The 24,768-nt window shown below is 46.4% G+C and carries 2 protein-coding genes; both read right to left on the reverse strand.

Features of this window, described 5'->3' with window-relative positions:
- Window positions 1-5 precede the first annotated feature (5 nt).
- Window positions 6-12,281 carry a non-ribosomal peptide synthetase gene (locus H580_RS0114515; RefSeq protein WP_028595418.1) on the reverse strand — a complete coding sequence of 4,092 codons (12,276 nt, stop codon included), beginning with the start codon at window positions 12,279-12,281 and terminating at the stop codon, window positions 6-8.
- Between the two features lie 10 nt (window positions 12,282-12,291).
- Window positions 12,292-24,744, reverse strand: a complete 12,453-nt coding sequence (locus H580_RS0114520) for a non-ribosomal peptide synthetase (RefSeq protein ID WP_028595419.1) — start codon at window positions 24,742-24,744, stop codon at window positions 12,292-12,294.
- Between the last annotated feature and the right edge of the window lie 24 nt (window positions 24,745-24,768).

Below are 24,768 nucleotides of genomic sequence, written 5' to 3' on the forward strand. Positions count from 1 at the left end.
CAACATTACAGCTCGAACACAATGTCACCGACTATCGCTCTTTCCTCCTGTATAGGAACTTCTGAAAGACGAATGTCATTAAGCTTGACCGACGGATCTTCTGTTGCGATTTGAAGAATATGCTGATAATCACTTGCCAACTGCCGCATCGTCTCTTCCTCAAACAATGCTGTACAGTATTCCAGACTGAAGCTTAGTTTGCCACCTTCTTCAACAGCAAGAAGGGTCACATCAAATTTAGATGTTTTATTTTCTACTGAATAAGGACGGAACGCAACAGATCCAAGCTCCACTTCCGGCTCATCTAAATTTTGAATAACTAGTACAGCATCAAACAACGGGCTGCGCCCAGGATCAGCCGCCAGCTTCAGCTTCGATAGCAATTCCTCAATAGGATAGTCTTGGTTCTCATATGCGCCAAGCGCTAACTCCTTTATCCTCATCAATAAATCTATGAATGTGTCCGTTTCGAAACTACGACTGCGAAGAGGTAGCGTATTAACGAACATACCGCATACTCGTTCTAATCCAGCGTATTGCCTTCCTGCCACCGGAGAGCCTATAACCAAGTCATTCTGCCCAGAATAGCGGGATAACAGAACATGAAAAGCTGCCAGCAAATACATAAATAAAGTCGAATCCGATTCAGTTAACCGCATCCGGATCGCTGAGGTTAGCCATTCATCCACCGCAAAATCCAGCCTATCCCCTTCATAGCTCTTGTAAACTGGTCGTATAAAGTCTGTTGGAAGCTGTAGTATAGGAATTTCCCCTTTCAACTGCTCCAACCAGTATCGTTCCTGCTTATCAAAGTTTTCACTGCCCAACTGTTCCTGCTGCCAGACAGCAAAATCTTTATACTGAAGATTCAGCTGTGGAAGTACCTCTCCACGATAAAGAGCTGCAAATTCACTTGCTAGCAAACCAGATGTCACTCCGTCCGAAACAATATGATGGATATCAAGCATCAACAGCGATTTATCCTCTGTCATCCGAATAATTCCAGCCCGTGCCAATGGTGCCATGGTAAGATCAAACGGACGAACAAACGAATGAATGATAGATTGTATCGCTTTATCCATGTTGAGTGGATACGAGTCGTAGGTTAAGCAATACGTTTCCAGATGTAACACAGCATCTGCATGAATGCGCTGGACCACTTCTCCACTTTCGAGTGTGAAGGAGGTGCGCAGAGCCTCGTGCCTTCTACTAAGCTCCTTCAACGCCAGCTGAAGTCGGCCTTCATCGAAGCTGCCTTCTATCAACGTAAATTGCGGAATATTATAGCTTAATTCTGCTCCAGGCATCTGGCTTGCTATATACATTCGTCTCTGTGCAGACGAAGCAGGATAGTAGACCCGTTCTTCTATCGACTTGATGCTAACTGCATTGCTGACTTCTTTTCCGTCAATCAGTTCTGCCAGCTCTTTTAATGTCGGATGTGCAAAAATATCTCGAATCGTTACATTCACTGATAATTGGTTTCGAATTTGTGCGGTCAGTGTCATAGCCTTCAGTGAATGTCCGCCAAGTTCAAAAAAGGAATGCTCACGGCTAATCCATTCCACTCCTAGCACTACTGACCATATTTTCGCCAAGTTCAACTCTGTATCCGAAATCAAAACGTCCTCTGAATCATGCCACTTTAATTCACTGCCCGGTAGTTCACTAGGCTGCGGAAGTGCTTTGCGATCGATTTTGCCGTTAGGAGATAATGGCATCTCATCGATAAACAAGAATAAAGCAGGCACCATATAATCAGGCAGCAGCCCCGCAGCATGATTGCGTAAATCAGCTACACTAACGTCTACTTCCGTTACGATATAAGCACACAAGTAACGGCCCCCAAGATGATCCACCGCATCCAATACTACTGCTTCTCGGACACGGTCATGCTCAACTAGCTGTGCTTCGATCTCTCCTAGCTCCACACGATAACCTCGGATTTTCACCTGATTGTCTTTTCGACCGTAAAATGCAATCGTACCGTCCGGAAGCCATCGACCAAGGTCACCTGTCCGATAAAGACGCACTCCCTGTTCTTCTGTAAACGGATCTTCCATAAAGACGGCTTGCGTGCGCTCCTCGTCATTCAAATAGCCGCGTCCGACACCTATTCCAGAAACGCATATTTCTCCTATCGAGCCGATCGGCATAAGCCTAAATCTCGAATCCACGATATACATATTCATATTGCGAATCGAGCTGCCGATCGGGATCGGATCATGGGCAGGTGCTTCTTCCATAACGTAATGGCTAATATCATCTGCTGCTTCCGCTGGACCATATGCATTGACCATACACACACCAGGACATATCTCGAACCACTGTTTCACCATCGCCGGCTTGACCGTTTCTCCTGTAATCATTAAATACTGAAGTGCCAGCTTACAATCCGGATTACGGCTTAATTCATCCATGAACAAGGCTAAATACGAAGGAACTGCCTCTAGCACGGTGACCTGATCTTCTGCGATCCGTTGCAGGAATTCGCTTGGCTCCAAGATCACATCATTCGCATAAACTGCGGTTGTACCGCCGATCGTCAACGCAGCGAACATCTGCCAAACGGAAATATCAAAGCAGTGATTTGCATTTTGTGCGATCACAGACTGCTCATTGAGCGACATCTCCTCAATCTCAGCAGCAATATGATTCAACATGCCCGCATGCTCAATCATAGCCCCCTTTGGCTTTCCTGTTGAGCCAGATGTATATATGACGTAAGCCAGACTTTCTCCTGTATGCAGCGGCTCAACATTATGCGCAGATTCAGCTAGAATACCAAACTTTTCCACATCCAGTCGCACACATGTTACATCTGTCAATTCTTCTACTGGCAGATCAGCCATATAAGCAGAAGTGGTAACCATATACTGCGCTCTAGATTCCTTCATAATCGAAAGCTTGCGTGACACAGGGTATTCCGGATCAATCGGAATATAGGCGCCTCCGGCTTTCCAAATGGCGAGGATAGTCTCGATCATAAGCGGTGATCGATCCATAAGCACAATTACTAGCGTCTCATGCCCTACTCCACTTGCTTGCAAATAATGCGCCAGTTGATTGGAAGATCGATTTATAGATTCGTAAGTTACATGTTCCTTTCCATATGCAACGGCGACCCGATCTGGTGTTAGGGAAGCCTGCTGCTCGATCATCTTCGATACGGTCTCATTTATATTGATAGGTTCCTTGCGTGCATTGAAGTCATTTGTCAGCAGTTTTTTCTCCTTAGCACTTAACAGTTCGAGCCTTTCTATCGGAACATCTGGCTGTGCTATAGCCTGCTCGGCAAGCTGCTTAAAGTGTCGTGCAAGCTGTTCAACTAACTCTCTATCATAGACACAGGCATTATAGCTGAACTTAACAAATAGCTCTTCACCAGGGCCAACGGTAATATCAAAATCATAGCTGGTCTGCTCATACATCTCAGCGTTCGTGACGGTGAACCCCAAACGCTTCTGCTCACCTAACGAACTAGCAGCCTCATGAACCGGTGTATTCTCAAACACCAAAATATGATCGAACAAGTGATGCTTAAGCGGACTTTGTGCCTGAATATCGGCTAGAGACAAATAGTCATACTGCATCGCATGAAGGGCAGACCGCTTGGCCTCTTGAAGCAGATCAGCAAAGCTTTGTCCTAAAAATCGGAAGCGAACTGGGATCGTATTGATGAAAAGTCCGATCATATCTTCAATGCCGTTAATCTCAGGTGGTCTTCCAGAAACAACGGTTCCGAACACAACATCCTCTGTATCGTTATAACGCTGCAGCACACTGGCCCACACCGTTTGTACGACGGTATTCAACGTTACATCATTAACCTTCGCCAACTTATTTAACTCCGATGTCAAGCTCCGTTCCATCGTAAAGCTGACGTTTTCCTGCTCGTAACCGTTTCTACGACCGCGAGAGGACTTCGGAAGTGTCACAGGCTGCTCATAACCGGCCAAACGATTTTTCCAGTACGTTACTGCTTCTTGTTGATCCTGACCCTTCAGCCAATTGAGGTAAAAACGGTATGGCTGTCGCTCAACCCATTCCGGCTCAATACCGTTCAAGTATGCTTCATAGCAGCTGAATAGGTCCTCGAATAACAAGCCAATACACCAACCATCCATCAATATATGATGGTGAGTCCAGAGCATGCTCCAACGATCCTCGGCTAGCTTAATAACAGTTAAGCGGACCAACGCGTCATGCTGGAGATCAAATCTACTTGCTAAATCATCCTGTTTAAGGCGCTCAAGAATAGCATCCTGCTCCTGTATAGAATGGTTCATTAAATCTATCTCATGAATATTTGGCTCAATACAGCTTAGTACGGCTTGATAAGGCCGATTCAATCCTTCATAAAGGAACATCGTTCGAAGTACGTCATGATGTTCGAATAATGAAGCAACAGTTCGTTTTAATGTCTGCACATTCAGCTGTCCAGACAGCTGGAGGGACAGCTGCTCTACATAAGCTAGAGAATCAGCATCCTTCAATGCGTGGAACAGCATACCTTCCTGCATAGGCGCCAGCGGGTAAAGATCAATAATCTCTCCTCCGCGCGCTGCTCCGACTCTCTGTATATCCGCCCACTGCTGCAAACTAATATCATAGCAACCAAAATCACTAGGCGTTTGTATGGTATGTGATATTTGGTTGCAGTGGTCGATGATTTGCTCCAATTGATGCATGAAAAGTCCAATTAAACGACTGGCTGTCCCTTCCTCATCATGCAGACCGTTATAGGTCAGAGAGAAAGTTAACTGCCCATCCATAACCATTCCGATAAACTCCAGATCAGCCATCCGCTCCATATTAGGACTGATTAGCGGACCCACCGAAAGGTCTGAAAGTTCGAACAATTCACTTTGGATCTCCTGATCGAATTGGCCAAGATAGTTGAAACTTATGGAAGGATACGCATGCTGATAACTTTTTGTATCCGCTTGGTCAAAAGCTATGTCTGATACGTCTGAAAGGTAACGCAATACACCATAACCAATGCCACGCTCAGGAATTTTTCGAATATTTTCTTTCGTGATTTGAATGGTATCGGCAATCGTGCTGCATTCCGACAAATCCAACTGTACCGGGAATGTGCTGGTGAACCACCCAACCGTTCTGGAAATATTCAAACCGTCTTGAATCTTCTCCCTACCATGGCCTTCAAGTGTAACTAGTACTTTCTGTGCTCCGATCCAGTCTCGCATAGCTAAACTCAAAGCAGCTAGCAACAACTCATTCACTTCCGTGTTGTAAGCTCGAGGCGACTGTCGGAGAAGCTTGCTCGTATCTTCCTCACGAAGCGCAATCGTCAAGTTCTTTGCTGTACGGTACAGGTTCACGCTAGCAGGTTGCTCTTGTTGAAACTCAGGATGAAGCTTTTCCGTTATCCCCGTTATTTCTTGCCAGTAGGCGGTCTCACACTGCAGCTGGCTAGTACGCGCATACTGTGCAAGTGCATTGGACCATTCCTTATATGAAAAAGTCTTCTCTTGCAAGGCGAGTGGCTCGTCCGCAAGTATTTGGCGATAAAGTTGATTGAAATCCTCAAGCAGGATTCGCCAGGATACACCATCGACAATAAGGTGGTGCGCTGTGAACAACAAATGGTCGCCCTCTCCAGCCTTCAGCAGTACCATCTTCACCAACGGACCAGCACTCAAATGAAAACTGCTCTGCGCCCTTTCGATGATTTGCTCCATCCGTAACTTCGGATTCGATTCCGACCTCACATCTATAACTTCAAATCCAAATGTCTCCCCAATAAGGTCTTGAATAATCTGGATTGGTTCACGTTTATCAGTCGACATGTGGAACACAGAGCGAAGCGCATCATGATGCTGAGTAAGCTTCATCATTACGGTATAAAGCTGTGCTGGCTCAAACCGCTCCGAACGGAACAACAAAATCGATTGGTTAAAATGGTGTGCATCTGTAAATTGCTGTTCAAAGAACCAACGCTGAATCGGTGTCAACGGCACTTCACCCGTTACAGGACCTTGTTCTGCCCGCTTTACCACCTTCGAGAGAGTAGTTGCAAATCGTTTCAGCACTGGCTGTTGAAACAACTCTTTCATCTCCATGGCATACCCCGCTTTATACAAACGAGAAGACACCTGAATCGCCTTAATAGAGTCACCACCTAGCTGGAAGAAGTTATCATCACGTCCAATTCGCTCAACTCCAAGCACTTCTGTCCATAATTCAGCAAGCAGCAGCTCCTGCTCCCCTTCAGGGGCCATAAACAAATCACTATTATTAGAATGTTCCGAAGGTGCAGGCAATGCCTGTCGATCTGCCTTACCGCTTGGTGACAGTGGAATGTTGTCCAACTGTACAAATCGGGTTGGCACCATATAATGCGGCAAACTTTTCAATAGTCCATTCTGCAGGTCACTGATATTCAGACTCACCGTTCCCTTATGCCCCTCAGCTACGATATAGGCACAAAGGTAAGCCGTTCCGTCATCACCTTTTCTATCTATTACAACTGCTTCCTGAATACCAGGGCATGCCAGTAATGCTTCCTCCACTTCGCCAAGTTCAATTCTATATCCACGTATTTTTACCTGATGATCAATACGGCCCAAATACTCAATGCTTCCATCCGACCTAAATCGTGCCATGTCGCCTGTCCGATACAATCTTTCACCTGCTCGGAAAGGATGATTTATAAATTTCTCACTCGTCAAATCATTTCTGTTCAAATACCCTCTTGCTAGACCTACACCACTCACACAAAGTTCTCCTGGTACACCGATAGGCAGTAAATGCTGGCTTTCATCAAGAATGAAAGCTTGCATATTACCATTCGGCCGACCAATCGTTATCTCATTCTCATTACCTGTAAGTACGAGGTGCGTCGAAGTCACACTGTTTTCGGTAGGACCGTATTCATTCACAAGCTTGACGTTTGGACAAGAGTGATAATGCGCTTTAGCTACAGCAGTGGTTAGCCTTTCTCCACCAAGTGCTACAATACGCAAGGATGCAAGATCCTTTGGTTCTGAGGTGTCAAGAATACCTGCATAAAGGGAAGGTATGCACATAAAATGAGTAACCTGATGCGATATGAGCTTCTCCTTTATCCTTAGTGGATCCCTAACTTCACGCTCGTCCAGCACAACTACAGTCGCGCCGCCAAACAATGGTGATAAACATCCTATTACAAAGCCATCAAATGCATAAGGATAAATGGCTAACGCCATGTCTCTGTTAGTAAACGCATAGAGACCCTGACGCCATTGCAGCGTAGCAGAAATGCTCCGATGTTCAATCATGACGCCCTTCGGTCTACCAGTAGAACCAGAAGTATAAATCACATACGCCAAATCACTTGAACGGTTTACACTTGACAAATTGCTGCCCTCAAAGCTATTTATCGTATGATGTTCCCTCATATCAATGATATGGCATTCAGTAGATGGCAGTAAGGTTGACGCATCGTCATGGTTGGACACAATCATTCGTATCCTGCTGTCTTCAGCGAAATAACGCAAACGTTCCGCAGGATAACCTGGATCAAGTGGCAAATATGCCGCACCAGACTTCATAATAGCAAGTATGGCGATAACTACATTTGCTGTTCGGTCCGTTGAAACCCCTATAATTTCCCCTGGTACGACCCCCTGACTACGAAGTAAGCGGGCCAATCGGTTCGCCTGATTATTCAGTTCGCCAAAGGTCAGCTGCTGACTGTTGTCTATTAATGCAGGGGCATTAGGTATGCGAGCTGCCTGCTCTTCAAAGAGTTCATGCAGCAGTTTATCCTCTACCTTATAGGCCGTAGCGTTAAAATCATGTATAAGCAGCTTTCTCTCCTCAGCAGGTATGATGTCTACATCCGATAGCGCAGTATCTGGATAGGTCGCAATGAGGCGTAATAGGTTTTGAAAATGAGCTGCCCAACGTTCCATCGTATCTGCTTGAAACAGATCCGTGCTGTACTCCAGCTCAAACACTAGACCAGTTGGTGTTTGTGTACCGATTAAAGTCAAATCGCACTTGGCCACGTCAGCCTTGATTTGAAGAGGCGTGACCTCAACACCGTTTATCTTCAAGTCTTCTTCATCCATATTCTGCAGCGCGAACATCGTATCAAACAGTGGATTCCTAGCAGTATCCCGCTCTACATTCAAACGATGCAGCAATTCTTCAAATGGATAATCCTGATGTTCCAGCGAAGCGAGGACAAGCTCCTTGATTTGCAGCAGCAGCTCACGGATCGTTTGGTCCGTATGGGACACGGTAATAATCGGCAACGTATTAACGAACATGCCCAACATCTGATGCATATCTGCATGTGTCCGTCCCGAAACTGGTGTGCCTATTACAATTTCCCTCTGTCCACTATGACCAGCTAACAATAGATGATAGGCAGTTAGTAGCACCATATAAAGGGTTGATCCCGTGTTTGCGGCTAACTTCTCAAGTCGATCCGTTACCTCTTTATCCACCATGAACCATGTGCGGCCGCCTGCAAATCGACGAATCGCAGGTCTGGTCAAATCCGTTGGCAGCTGCAAAACTGGAATCCCTGCAGCGAATGTATGTAACCAATACGCTCCGTCCTCGTCATACGCACCACTAGCAAGTTGGTCATGCTGCCATACAGCATAATCTTTATAGTGCAGTTGGAGCGGAGCAAGCGTATCTCCGTTATATAATTGCATAAAATCTCGGACAAACAGCGTAATACTCGTCCCATCCGTAATAAGATGATGCATGTCGTAAAGCAGTACATGCCTGTTATCATCTACCTTCAACAGTTCCATCCTCATTAGCGGGGCACTACCCAAATTAAACGGCCGGATAAATGTTGACTCCATATAAGATTGAATAAGTCTCGACGTTTCTTCACCAGTCATATTTGAAGCATAAGAAAAGTCATGGACTGACAGTTGGAACGATACAGACGACAGTATTTGCTGCATTGGCTCCCCATCGACTAGAGCAAAGCGAGTTCTCAGCGCTTCATGCCTCTCCAACAACTGCTGTATAGCCCGTTCCAGCCTTTCAGATACAAACGTTCCTTCAAGCAGCAGGGCCCCTGGCAGCTGATAGCTAGCACCAACGCCTTCCAGCTGGCTCAAGACATACATTCTCCGCTGTGCAGATGAGAGTGGATAGTACGGCCTTACTGTCGAAGATGAAATACATTCGAACTTCAAGCCAGATTTCTTGCGTTCGCGTTCAGTCAACAGTTCCCCTAGTTCTTTAATCGTAGGAGTAGTGAAAATATCTCGAATGTGGATAGGGATATCAAAAGCCTGCTGCATTTCTGTTACGAGTATGACCGCCTTAAGCGAGTGACCACCAATATCGAAAAAATGATCCTGACGTCCAATTTTCGATAAACCGAGCACCTTGCTCCACAGCTCTGCTATACGAACCTCCCATTCACCAAGCGGTTCCTCATAATGAGTCAACAGGTTGGCGACTGGTTTAGGCAAAGCTTTACGATCGATTTTCCCGTTGACATTCACAGGAATCCTCTCTAATTCCATGAAGACCGCAGGCACCATATAATCCGGAAGTCGGTCTACAAGCTGTTGGCGAATCCCCTGCATATCAGAGGAAACACCCTCCAACTGACCAACAATATACGCACAGAGATACACCTGATCGGAATCATCTCTTGTCGCTACAACTACGCAATCCTGCACTTCTGAAAGCTGCATCAACTGTGTTTCAATTTCCCCTATTTCAATCCGGTGACCGCGGATCTTGACCTGCTGATCCATTCGGCCAAAATACTGAATATTGCCATCAGGCAGCCAAGCCACTAAATCACCTGTTCGATACATTTGTTCCCCTGGCTCATATGGATTGACAACAAATTTCTCAGCCGTCAATTCAGGCTTGTTCCAATAACCCCTAGCAAGGCCGCTTCCCGAAACACACAGCTCGCCAGGCACACCGATAGGCACCTTTTTTCCACCTTTGTCTAGCACATAAACTCTATGGTTATGCACCGGTATACCAATCGGAATATTTTCTTGCTGTCGATCTACGTAGTAGTACGTGGTGATAACCGCATTTTCTGTAGGTCCATAGTTATTGACTAATTCATACGTCTGCGGTACATACTGCTTCAACTTGTCGCCCGCGGTCAATAAGATGCGCAGAGATCCGTTAGGAACCTTCATGAACTGCTCCGCAAATTGAGTTGGTAAATAAGTAATGGTAATACGATTTGCTTCAAAATACGCATTCAGCCTGCCAACATCAAGTCGGATATCTTTATGAAGAACATGGATGGAGGCACCGCAAATCAAGTAAGGGAATATCTCCCATACAGAGCAATCAAAGCTGAAACCAGCGTATTTGGCCGTCCTATCTTCCGGCGTAACCTTATACTCGTTGTTATGCCAAAAGCAAAGATTTACAAGTGCACTGTGCTCAATCATTACACCTTTAGGCAAACCCGTTGATCCAGATGTATAAATGACATAAGCCAAGTCATGCGGTATATTGACGATCGGCAGTACTGTTTCATTGTCCGCACCGCTATACAGCTGCTCATCTTCAAGGTTGATGGAAGTAACATGGGACGGGATTGTATTTATAAAATGGCTCTGCGTCAGCAAGATTGCTGCACCGCTATCCTCTAGAAAATACTGTACCTTATCTAATGGGTAGCCTGGATCAATGGGTAGAAATGCTCCTCCTGCCTTCAATACCGCTAATACGCTAACAATCATTTCAAGAGACGGATCAACCATAATACCGACAATACTTTCTCGATTCACGCCTCTTTTTCGTAATTGAACGGCAAGTTGATTCACTTTTCGGTGAAGCTCGTAATAAGTGAGAGCCGAATTGTCGAATACCAGTGCCTGCCGCTCACCGTAAAGTGCTACGGATTCAGCAAACAATTCCATATATGATTTATGCAATGGATAATCGTGAGAAGTATGATTAAATGAAGCCAACTTTTCAGCTTCTGCTGTTGTAATCATTTCAATAGTTTGAATCGTTTGAGCCGGGTTACTGACAACCGCTTCCGCAAGCCTCTCCATATGTCCCCCGACAGCCGCAATAAATCCATCGTCATAAACAGCTTTGTTATAATTAAAGGAAAGCTTGAGACGCTTGCCAGGAACAACCATTAGGTTAAAGTCATAACTTGTCTGTTCAAAGACGCGGACAGACATGATTTCAAAGCCTAGTTGTGGATATTTGCTATCCATCTCCTCATCAATCGGGTAATTCTCAAACACAACAAGATGCTGGATAAGCGAATTTCGCAGTACCGAATCTGCTTGTATTTCAGCCAAAGGGAAAAAGGAGCTCTGATTGGACGTAAGTGACTGCTCTTGGATAGACTGAAGCAGCTCGTGAAATGACTGCTTTGACGTGCTTTGTACCCTGACTGGGATGGTATTAATGAACAATCCAACCATTCGCTCAACACCGGGCAAAGATGCTGGGCGACCAGATACGACCGTTCCATACACGACATCATCGCTGTAATTGTACTTTTGCAACAGGATGCCCCATAACGCCTGCATCACTGTACTCAGCGTTACTCCCTCTTCTCGCGCGAGATGCTCCAACCTCTTCGTCAACGATTCAGGAAGTAAATGATCATGGACATCGCCCCGATACGTCCGATCCGTTAAATCCTGCCGCATAGCCGGCACAACAGCCTGCTGCTCATAACCAGCTAGACGCTTCTGCCAATATGCTCTCGCCCTGTCTTGGTCCTGTTGCAGCAGCCATTCCATATAATCGCTGTATGGGTAAACGACCTCTTCCCTTACAGGCCGTCCTTCTACAAGCGCTTCATAGCATTTGAAGAAGTCATCCAAAATGATACCCATGCACCAACCGTCCATAATAATATGGTGGAAGCTCCATATCATCACACATTCGTCCGTACCCGTTAGTAGCACAGAAACCCTAATAAGCAAATCACGCGTTAAATCAAAGCCCTCTAAGCGATCTTTCTCCTCGTAACGAAGGATGAAGGCTTGCTGCTCTTCTTTAGGAAGAGCAGCAATATTTTCTGTTATCAATGTGAGATTCCGCTGCTGCAGCACCACTTGCAACGGCTGCTCAACATTCTCTACCAAAAATACAGTCCGAAGCACGTCATATTTCGCAATAAGATGGTTCATGCTTTGTTCCATATAAGAAAGATGAATAGCGCCTTTTAGAGTTAATGTCATCTGCTGGTGATAGGCGGGATGATCCTGATCCAGTAAGGAATGAAAAAGCATGCCTTCCTGCATTGGTGTCAGCGGGTAAAGATTTTTAATCTGTACGTCATCCACTTCATTTCACCTACTTTAGTTTTTTATTGAGCAAACTACTAATTTGGCTAAGTTTATCAATCGATAACTTGTTGTATACCAAATCTGATGGACTCACTTCTGTGCCAGATTTCCCTAAACAGTGATTCACGATATTCTTCAGCTGATGATGATAGAGATTTAAAAGCTTAGAAATCGAAGTTTGGTGAAACTCATCACTACTATAGCTGACCGTCATTCGTAGCCTTCCATCGACTACCATGCCAGTCCATTCCATCGCATAAAGCTTGCGGGCATGGGGACTGATATTCGTACCGCTTCCGAACTCCGACATGGTGAACACCTCAGAGTCTATCGTTTGATCCGTCTGTCCCAAATAGTTGAAGCTAATAGCAGGCTGCAATCCAAACTGCAATTTTTTCCGCAACTCTAAAGGCGTCACATATTCTAACAGCCCATATCCTATTCCGCGGTTGGGGATTTTACGTAGGCTATCTTTAATCGACTTCAGCACGTACCCTACATCTTCCAACCGGCTTGCATGGAGTAAAACGGGATATTGAGCCGTAAACCAGCCAACTGTTCGAGATATATTGTACGCGCGATCTAATTTCTCTCTACCATGTCCTTCAAGATGGATGAGCGTCTTTACATTGCCTGACCACTGATAGAAAGCTAGCGCCAATGCGGTTAGTAAAATGTCATTTATCTCCGTGTTATACGTCCGGTGTATGTGCTTCAGCAGCTGCTCCGTTTCCTCCAACGTGCATTCCATCACAACTTCAAGTTGCTCTTCTGGCCGTCTCTGGCCGAATATGCCGTCAACTTGGATCGTCCCTGAATATCCGTCCTCAAGCTCCTGCCAGTAAGGAATTTCCTTCAGCAGCATAGGATGTTCAGCATATTCATAAACTTTGCCGGCCCACTCCTTTACAGACATTGTTTTGGCAGGCAGTTGGACTGACTCCCTTCGTTCAGCTTGTGTATAAGCAGTTGCCAAATCTTCCAATAAGATTCGCCAAGATACACCATCGACCACAAGATGATGAACAACAAGATGCAAATGGTCACCCTCAACCGTCCTAAACAATGTAAGCCGGAATAAAGGCCCTTCCTCCAAATTCAAACTTCGCTGCGCTTCATCGACATGCTGTAAAATGAAGGACCTGCGCTCCGCTTCCCTCGTTCCACTCGTATCGAATTCATTCAGGATGAACAAATCTCCCTCTTCCACACTTCGATTCCTAGCTGTCCATCTGTCCCCGTCCCGCTTAAATACCATTCGCAATGCATCATGATGCTTCGTAATTGCAGTCAAAGCCAGCCTCAATACATCTATGTCGAATCCGCTGCTTCGATACAGCATAATCGCCTGATTAAAATGGTGCATTTCATTGAACTGTTGGCTGAAGAACCAATGCTGTATCGCTGTTAGATTTGTCTCACCAACGACTTCTTCTTGACTGTTCAACTCTCCATCTTGCTTGATATACAGTGCAAGCTGTGTAAGTACAGGGTGCTGGAACAAATGCTTCATATCCAACACAAATCCCTGCTGATGCAGGCGAGAAGATACCTGAATGGCTTTGATTGAATCCCCGCCAAGGTCAAAAAAGTGGTCACGAATGCCTACTCTTGGAATGCCCAGCACCTGCTGCCAGATCTCTGCCAATTTCATCTCCATCTCCGTTCTCGGAGCTTCGTACAGCTCAGACGCCACCCTTTCCATATCTGGTGCAGGTAGCTCCTTCCGAGCGAGCTTCCCATTCGGGCTTAAGGGCAGTTTCTCCAAATGCATAAAGTAAGCAGGAATCATATAATCCGGCAGCGCCTTAGCTAAGAATGACTTATATGCCGATGCCAGAGCAGGTTGGACTGTATAACTTTTCTCTAAATCACCCTGTTGGTCTGCCCCTGCATTCGGGACAATGTAAGCGCACAAGTAGAGTTGTCCCGCTGCATTTTTGCGGTCAGCGACAACCGCCTCAACAACAGTCGGATGCATCCGCAAACGAGCTGCTATTTCCTCCAGTTCAATTCGGAAGCCTCGGATCTTGACCTGCTCATCGAGTCTACCCAAAAATTCAATAGAACCGTCTTTCATCCACCTTCCCATATCACCCGTTCGGTACATACGTTTACCTGTTTCTGCATGCACAACGAACTTCTCCGCTGTCATCTCTGGTCGCTTCCAGTAACCTCTTGCAAGCCCTGGACCCGCCGCATATAACTCACCTGGAATGCCGATAGGCACTGGGAAACCAGCCCGGTCCAGCAAATAAATTTCATGATTTCCAACGGGTCTGCCGATAACTGCCGTCCGCCCGACGTCTATACCGATCTGTGCCGTTGTTGCAATCGTATTTTCCGTTGGTCCATACTCATTAATAAGCAGCGTTCTCGGAAGCATACGCCGACTTCTAGCAATTAACTCATCACTCGGCCGTTCTGCAGCAAGTACAACTCTCCTTAGCTGCTCCAAATCTCCCGGCTTTGCAAAATCTAGAAGCGCCTGATACATGGAAGGGATGACACTAAAAGAAGTAACTCCATATCGAATAACATATTGGACAATGATGTTGAAATCTTTATTCTGACCATCATCCACAGCCACTAGGCTGCCACCTGTCATTAACGCGGTGTACAGATTGGCCCCATAACCATCAAAGGAGAAGGAGATCAACTGTAAGTTACAATCGTCTGCCCCAATTTCATAAGCCTCTGTCCTCCAAGCGATAAAGTTGACGAGACTGCTGTGATTGATCGCTACTCCTTTCGGCTGTCCTGTCGAACCTGACGTATAGATTAGATAAGCAAGGTCATCGGCTTGCACGTCTAGATCTAAGTTTGCTGTCTCTTCCACAGCGGATTGTATGAGTTGAAGTGGTAAAACTTCTACACCTTGAGGCAGAAGTTCGTTCACATCTTTCACATCAGAAAGAATGAGCTGCAAACCACTATCTAAGACCATGTGCGCGATTCGCTCCTGAGGGTAGGAAGGGTCAATCGGAACATAGGCAAATCCCGCTTTGAGGACGGCTAGTACAGCTGTAATCCGATCAACTGGATTGTCCACCATAATGCCAACGAGTAATCCATCCCCCTCAATGTAACTCTGGTTAGCCTTACGGAAAATAAGATGGCTTGACCGTATCTTCCGTGCCAGCTGATTGGCTCTAGCATTAAGATCCCCATAGGTACATGCCTGATCTTTGTAATAAATTGCAGTATGCGTAGGTCGAACCTGCGCCTGCTCCTCAAACCGCTGATGTATAACCGATGATCCCTGTATCGCATAACGGTTCGTTGCGAATTCGGTTGTTATGCTGACACGTTCTTCCGTCGTCATTAGATGAAGGAGAGCTAGTCTTTCATTACCTGAACTATTTACGATCCCGTTAAGCAGCCGCTTGTAGTGCTTAGCCATCCGATCCATCGTGTCCCGATGAAATAGCTTTGAGCAGTATTCGAAACCTGCGCTGATGCCTTCATGTTCCTCAGCAGCAAAGAGCGTCAAATCAAATTTGGCAGTTCGATGTAAATAATCATACGGTTCCACAGTCACTGGCCCCATTACAAGGCTGCTGCGATCCACATTTTGAAGAATAAACAGCACATCAAATATCGGATTGCGGCTCGCATCACGTTGCAGACCTAGCTTGTCCACTAACTGCTCAAATGGATAGTCCTGATGTTCAAAAGCATGCATGGCATAGTTGTGCACCTGGCTAATCAATTCACGGAAGGTCAGCTCCATATTAGGCTGGCTCCGTATTACCACTGTGTTCACGAACATCCCGACCATCTGATCCAGATCTGTATGCGTTCTACCAGCAACAGGAGAACCAATCAACATATTTTCTGTCCCCGTATATTTCGACAATAGTACGCTGAATGCAGCGAGCAGAACGGTATATAAAGTTGTTCCGGTTTCACTGGCCAAACTGCGCAATCCGTTAGTCAACTCCTCATCAAGCCCAAATCTAACATGATCACCTTCAAAACTTCGTGCTGCAGGCCTTGGATAATCTGTGACTAAATCAAGAACGGGAAGCTCTCCCGCTAATTCATTCAGCCAATAGGATTCATGCTTCGCCTGAGCCCGCTGAAATGTTTCCTTCTGCTGCCAGTAGACATAATCTTTATAATGAATCGAAACGTTTGAAAGCACTTCTCCTTCATATATGGCGCATAATTCCCGCATCATAAGAGGCAACGAGGTGCCGTCTGCGATCGTATGGTGAATGTCAATCAACAATATATGCTCATTTGTCGAAAGGGGCATCAATCCAGCTCTGACAAGCGGTCCTGTCTGTAAGTCAAAAGGCTGAAAGAAAGCCTGAATTTGCTTATCAATAAGCGGTTCTTGATTCGTATTTTCAACCAAACCTGCCATTGGAGCATCTATAATCTGCATAAGCTCAATATTAGAACCAGCCTGATCATCAATCCGCTGTACCAGTTCACCATCTAAATAGGCAAATGAGGTGCGCAGCGCTTCATGACGCACTAGAACTTGCTTCCATGCCTGCTGCAGCCTATCGATGTCGAGCTGTCCTAACAGCGTATAGGTCATCGTAATGTTGTAACTCATCCCTGAATCATCCATTTGGCTCAAGGCAAATAGACGCTTTTGCGAGGACGATGCAGGATAGTATGAAAGTTTCGGTGCCTGTGGGATATGACTATACGTCTCACGAGCAGCTTGCTCGATATATGCAGCTTGTCGATGCAGCTGCGGGCGAGCAAATACTTCTCGCAGCGGCATTTCAACATCCAATTCCTTATGAATGCGCGATACGAGTGTCATCGCCTTCAATGAATGGCCTCCCGCCTCGAAGAACGACAACTCTCGGCCCACTTCCACTACTCCTAATACTTCCTGCCATATGGATGCCAGTTCACGTTCTGTCTCCGTCTGCGGCGCGCCTCCCGCTGCCATCGACCCGAAACCGAGCTCTGGCTTCGGCAGCGCCTTGCGGTCGATCTTCCCGTTCGGGGTCAGCGGCAGCTCATCCAGCACTTGCACGGAAGCAGGCACCATATAAGCTGGCAGTTGACACGCCAGATACCCCTTCAATTCCTCTGCTTCTGGCTTTCCTTCTCCAGCAAATGTCACATACGCGGCAAGCTGCTTCATTCCTTGTTCATCTTCCACGTCCAGTACGACCGCTTCTTTCACTCGCTCATACTCCGCCAGCCTCGCTTCAATTTCACCCAACTCAATACGGAAGCCCCGAATTTTCACTTGGTAATCTTTCCGTCCGAAAAATTCGATGTTGCCGTCTGGCAGCCGTCGACCCAAGTCACCCGTGCGGTACATCCGCACACCACGCTTCTCACGGAACGGGTCTTCGAGGAAGACCGACGCTGTCCGCTCTGGATCACGCAAGTAACCGCGTCCCACCCCGACACCGGAAACGCATATTTCTCCTACCATGCCGATCGGGCACAACTGCAGCTGATCGTCTACGATATAGATTCGCATGTTGCGAATCGGCTTCCCGATCGGTACCGGGTCGCTTTCCAGTGGCTTGTCCATCACATAGTGGCTGATGTCGTCCGCTGCCTCCGCAGGCCCGTATGCATTCACCATACGGATGTCCGGGCAGATTTCGAACCACCGCCGCACCATCGCGGGCTTCACCGTTTCTCCCGTAATCATTAAATAATGAAGGGCGGTCGGACGCACACCTGCCGCTTCCATATAATCCATCATGACGGACAAATAGGAGGGGACGACTTCCAAAATCGAGACCTGGTCACGAATGATCTGTGCTGTAAACAGCACAGGCTCCAGCACGAGCTCGTTCGGATAAATCGCCGTTACTCCACCTACTGTTAATGCCGCGACAAACTGCCATACCGAGATGTCAAAGCAGTGGCTTGCATTTTGAGCCAATACCGTATCCGCGGTAATTTGCATCTCCTCGATCTCGGCCAAAATATGATTGAGCATACCCGCATGTTCAATCATCGTGCCTTTCGGCATGCCCGTTGAGCCTGACGTATAGATGACATAGGCCAACTGGCTAAGCTGCACAGGCAAGCCCAAATTATCTGCCGATTGCTGCGCAATAGCCTCCGCTTCCTGGTCCAGCAGAATGACTCGCACAGACAATTCGTCCGTCCCCCACTCCAAACCGCTCACCCCAGCAGCATCCCCGACTATAAAGCGAACGCCTGACTCTCGAAGGATCGTCCGCTGCCGTTCAGCTGGATACCCTGGATCAACCGGCACATAAGCGCCGCCCGCCTTCCAAATGGCAACAATCGCAACCAGCATCTCTGGCGAACGATCCATTAGGATGGCTATCAGTTCTTCCCGCTCTGACCTTTGCGCCAGCAAATAGCGAGCCAATTGATTCGCGCGTGCATTCAATTCCGCATAACAGATGTCTTTTCCGTTATATCGGACAGCCGTTCGTTCAGGCCCATTTGCAACCTGGGCCTCGAACCATTCATGTGCTGGGTGCGTTGGAAGCTCAGCATCGGTTTCGTTATAGGCTTCTATCAGCCGCGTCTTCTCTGCAGCTGTCATCAGTTCTAAATCATCTGCAACCCGTTCTGGATGCGCAGTTATTTGCTCAATCAAATTTTGAAAACAAGTTGCTAACTGCTCTATAAATTCATGATCATATACTTGTATGTTGTAACTAAATTTGATGCAAAGATGCTCATCCGGAATAACAGTCACATCTAGGTCATAGCTAGTTTGTTCTACAACTTGCACATCGTGAATCTGCAGTCGCCCAGAAGCATCTGACCCTTGGATGGTTTCCATATCTAATGGATAATTCTCAAAAATAAGAAGATGATTAAATAGCTCCTGCTTGAACGAAGCCAACACTTGAATGTCAGCAAGCGGACAATATTCATAAGCACTGGCTTCTGCATTGATTCGACGCAGCCGATCCAACATATCACTGAACCGCTCGCCTTTCTCCATTCGGACACGTACTGGCACGGTGTTAATAAATAGACCTGCCATATACTCCATCCCTTCAACCTCAGGTGAACGTCCAGATACGACTGAGCCAAATATAACATCTCTACTGCCACTGTAGCGCTGCAGCATAGTGCCCCATACTGCCTGAATGACCGTATACAGCGTAGTATGATAAGCGCAAGCCGTCTTCTCCAATGCCTGCGTTAACTCTGTTGTAAGCAGCAGCTGCAGTTCACGTCTCTCATAAGAGACAGAAGGCTGTACTCTGCGTGGGAAGCTCGCTCGCTCCTCATAATCAGCAAGATAACTTCTCCAGAATTGCTGTGCATCTTCCTTGTTTTTACTCGTTAACCATTCCATATAACGAGAATAAGGAGCAACAGGTTCAAGCACCGCTTGCGGTCCTTCTCTGTACAATGTAAACAGCTGCTTAAACAGCGAAGCTGCGCACCAACCGTCCATGATGATATGATGGTACGTCCATAATAAATGCCAACTTTCGTTGCCCAATAGAAATACAGTCACGCGCAGCAGTGGTTCCTGATCCAGTTTGAAACCTTTGTCTCTATCCTTGTTCATATAATCGGAAATAGCTTGTTCACGAGCCTCCTCTGCGAGATGACTTACATCCACTTCACGAACTGAAGACACTTGCTGTCTTAGCACAATTTGATGAGGACGTGTTACTGCAACATGCACGATCTGTGTCCGCAGTGCTTCATATCTCGCAAAAAGCTGTTGTAAGGACCAATCCAGTTGGTTCACATGTAGAACACCTGATGCGCGGAATGCAATTTGCTGTACATAAGCATGTGAGTCCGTGTCTAACTGAGCATGAAAAAGCAATCCCTCCTGCAGCGGAGATAAGGTGTACAGATTCTCCACTTCCTGCTCCCGGCTCGAACATTTCGCTGTAAGCCCATCTAGCTCACTCATGTTGAGCGATGCGTAAGGAAAATCAGACGGTGTATAGCAGGGCTTGGTCACCTTTCGCGTATGCTCAAGCAAATGCTGCAGTTCCTGTAGGTAGCTGTCAGTCAACTGCTGCATCACATCAGCGGAAATTTGATTTTTGTTATAAACCCAGTTCAACACGAGATGGCCTTCCTTCACCATCCCGTAAATTTCCAAGCTTGCTTCCCTTTCCAGATTAGCACTCACTTCTCGGCCTGTTGGCAAGGGCGATAATATGAACGGCCCCTGCTGCAAATCTTGATCAAATTGTCCTAAGTAGTTAAAACTGACTTCCGGCTGCAGCTGGAATGGGATCGACTCCTTGATTTCAGAAGGAGATAGGTATTTCAGAACCCCATAGCCGATTCCCTTATGAGGAATCTGTCTAAGCATTTCCTTCGTCGCCCGAATATGACTTGACAAGGATGCCTCATCCTGCGAAAAATCGACGTTGGACATATCTAAAATGATTGGGTACATAGAAGTGAACCAACCTACGGTACGATGTATCTGCGCACCCTTGATTACCTCTTGCCTACCATGGCCTTCCAGATGAAGAAGCAATCTCTCTTGACCCGTAAGCCGCTTGAATGTCGTACCTAGCGCTGCAATTAGGAAATCATCCACTTGTGTATGATAGGCAGCATGCGCATCTTGCAATAAGGAGCTCGTTGATTCCTCGGATAGTCTAATCGTCAGCACTTCTGTATCACATATGCGGTTCGACGAACGTCCCGTACGGTTTATAATCGATAATGGCGCCACGGACATTTCTTCTAGCGTTCGCCAGTAGTCTATTTCTTTTCTTAATTGGTCCGATTTCGCATAGGCATGCAAGCTTTCTGACCACTGTCTGAAAGATGTGTTGCGCGTTCCAAGATCGACAGCTTTACCTTCAGCAAGCTGACCATAGGCAGTCGCCAGATCCTCAACAATTACACGCCATGAAACTCCGTCTACAACTAAATGATGAATAACGAGCAGTAAATGATCACCCTCATCGGTTTTAAACAACCGCGCTTTCATGAGCGGACCATTTTGCAAATCAATACTGGATTGACACTCGTCAGCCAGCGCTGATATTCTCGACTCAATATCAGACCCTCCAGCAAGATTCACTACTGCAAAATCGCATCCGCCACTGTCTATCGGCCTGTTGATCTGTTCCACCTTGCTATCCGAAATGCGGAATACAATTCGCAGCGCATCATGCTGTTCGGTCAGCACATTCAGTGCCTGTTGCAGCAAAGATGCATCTAAGCCTGCATCCGAAAACAACATAAAAGATTGGTTAAAATGATGACGGTCCGTCTTTATCCGTTCGAAAAACAATTGCTGAATCGGCATCAATTTAACCGCGCCTGCCTGCGCTTCTTCAATAACCATTTGTTTTACACTTGTGACATAAAGACTTAATTCTCTAATTTTCGGATACAGCAAAATATATTTAATTTCAAGCTGGTACTTGTATTTGAGTAGCCGGGAAGCAACCTTCATCGCTTTAATTGAATCCCCGCCCAATTCTATAAAAGAGTGACCGATTCCAATACCAGATACACCGAGCACTTCCTCCCATACCTGTATAAGAATTTGTTGGATATCATTCGTTGGAGACTCAAATTGAGTTGTCGTCCCAGATTGGACAATTCCCTCTGGCAACGATTTTCGATCTATTTTTCCGCTTGGTGTCAGCGGTAGCACTGACAGTTGCTCCAAATAGGCTGGGACCATATATACAGGCAATTTGCTTGAGATATAGCCACGAATATCACTCGATTGGAGCGCTAAATTGGCAGTATAAAATGCACACAAATACGTTTCTCCCCGGTTGTTCACACGATGTACAACGGCGGCTTCCTGAATCGTCGGATGGGATACAAGACAAGCTTCAATTTCTCCCGGTTCAATGCGGTATCCCCGTACTTTAACCTGATGATCCGTCCTGCCTGCATACTCGATCACGCCATCCGGAAGCCATCTGGCCAAATCTCCTGTCCGGTACATGCGCCTTGCTTGATTAAATGGATCTTCTTTGAACACAGCTGATGTCAAGTCATTCCGATTCAAGTAACCTCTAGCCACACCAACCCCTGCTATGCACAACTCTCCCAGTACACCTTTAGGACAAAGTTTTCCATCATGATCTAATATATAAATATGCATGTTGTCCAATGGTCGGCCAATTGGTACGCTGGAAGACAGCTGTGGAGTTGTTACCTCATAATAGGTTGCATAGATAGCCGCTTCGGTCGGTCCATATAAGTTGAACAGCCGTACATGGGGCAAACGGCTCTGGACCGCTTCTGCCAAGGCCGGTTTGAGTGCCTCTCCTGCAGCTAGTATGTAGCGAAGCGACCGTAAACGCTCGAGCTGTTTGTCCGTTAGCTCCTGCATCATAAATGTTAACAACGAAGGTACGAAGTTAACATGTGTGACATTGAAAGCACGTATAGCATCCATCCACAACGAAGGTTCTTTTTCTCCCCCCGGGTCCAATATCGCAAGCCTGCCTCCACCCTGAAACCAACCGAACAGTTCACATACAGACACATCAAACGTAAATGTGGTCTTCAGTAGAAAAGTATCATGCTCCCCTAGCGGGCATAAGCGCTCCATTGCCTGCAGCGTGTTATGTACACTTCTATGCTCTACAGCAACACCCTTAGGTAAGCCCGTCGAGCCCGAAGTATAAATAATATAAGCCAGGTCATGCCCCTTGACGGCAACTCCGAGATTAGAGCTATCTCCTTCGTACAACAACATATCATCCGCATAAATGATGTCTATTCCTTCTGCCACATGATCCAGATAAGGAACCGCAAGATGAGTTAGAAGCAGTGAAGAGCCGCTATCACTGAGCATATAAGCGACACGTTCTTTCGGGAAATCTGGCAATACAGGGAGATAAGAAGCACCTGCCTTCAGAACCGCCAACAATCCTATGATCATTTCAGGGCTGCGCTGCATTCTAACCGCTACCACATCACCCTGTGTGACGCCACGCACTTGCAACTGCCTTGCAAGTTGATTGGCTCGTCGGTTCACCTCGCCATACGTGAGACTACCGTCTGAATAGACGAGAGCAAGCTTATGCTCTGACATAGCCTCCTGCCGCTCAAATTCGGCATGAATGCACGGTTCGTGCCCCATCTCACAAGCCGCCCAATTACTCGCGATTCCACGACTGAATCCCTCCAACAGTTCTTGTTTTTCCTCATCCTGTACAAGCTCCAATTCGGACACAGCTAGCTGGGGATGAGCGATGAGCTGCTGGAGTATATGCCGGAAGTGTCCAGCAAACCGCTCAACTGTTGACTTGCTAAAAAGCGCTTCGTTATAAGTAAATTGCACTTCTAAGCGATCAGACTCCAAACTATTAATCTGAACAGCAAAATCATAATGTGTCCACTCATGCATATGGTAAGAAGCAATGCGTACTGCACGGCTTTTCTCATTTAATACGCGTTCTAATGGATAGTTCTCAATAACGACAATGGATTGAAATAGGTCAGCACCTGTTTCTAATTGATTCGTTACAATATCCTGTAGGGAGACATATTCGTACTCCTGACGTTCAATGAGACAGTTATGAACCCTTCTAACCACATCCAGCAACTGGTCACCCTCATAACAAGATACACGCAAAGGAAGCGTATTAATGTAAAGGCCCACCGAATGCTCAATACCCTTTATTTCACTCGTTCGCCCTGATACCGTCGTACCAAACAGAACATTATGCTGACGGTTATATCGGCCAAGCATCAATCCCCACACCGTATAGAAGACCGCCGCAGGAGTTACCTCGCAGCGTCTAGCCAACTTCTCTACTGCCACATTCCCATCATTCGCACAATTAAAAATGTATACAGCCTTTCGATTCTCACTTTCTGCAACAGTAGCGTGCTCCTTCTTTACACCATCCTGCGGAAGTAAAGAACGGCTGTCTATTTGTTCTGTCACGGTACGCCAATATCGTAGCCCTTCATTTTTGTCCTTGGTAGTTAGCCATTGGACAAACTGTTTATATTCACTTTTATGAACGGGCCGTTCAGGAACCCTCCCGCTAACCAATTTGTCATAACTATCTAAAAATTCTCGAAGTAAAATCCCCGTACTCCAACCATCGTAAATAATGTGATGATTCGTAATAATCAACTCACAGCTCTGTTTGCTTTTCAAACAAATCGCTAAACGGATGACCTCTTGCTGCAGATCAAACTTCTTAGCACGGTCTGCTTCCCTTAGCTCTTGCACCTTTCGCTCTAGCTGATCTCCTGTATCATTCGAGAAGTTATGTACCGTTACTGTCAGCTCTTTATGTTTCAATACGATTTGAAGGGGATTATCCAACCCTTCCCAACGAAAAACCGTCCGCAGCATTTCATTGCTAGCGCACACAAATTGCCATGCCTCTTTCAAACGAGGCACATCGATCGTTCCCTGCATATTCAAGCTGAGTTGTTCTATGTAATGCCCGCTCGATGGCTCATTTAGATAGTGAAACAGCATCCCCTGCTGAATTGGCGTCAGTGGTAAAATATTTTCTACACTCGTCTTATCCAACTTCATGACTGCCATCATCCAGAACCTCCCCCAAGAAAACAA

It is taken from the genome of Paenibacillus assamensis DSM 18201, from assembly GCF_000422445.1.
In the GTDB taxonomy this organism is placed as follows: domain Bacteria; phylum Bacillota; class Bacilli; order Paenibacillales; family Paenibacillaceae; genus Paenibacillus_B; species Paenibacillus_B assamensis.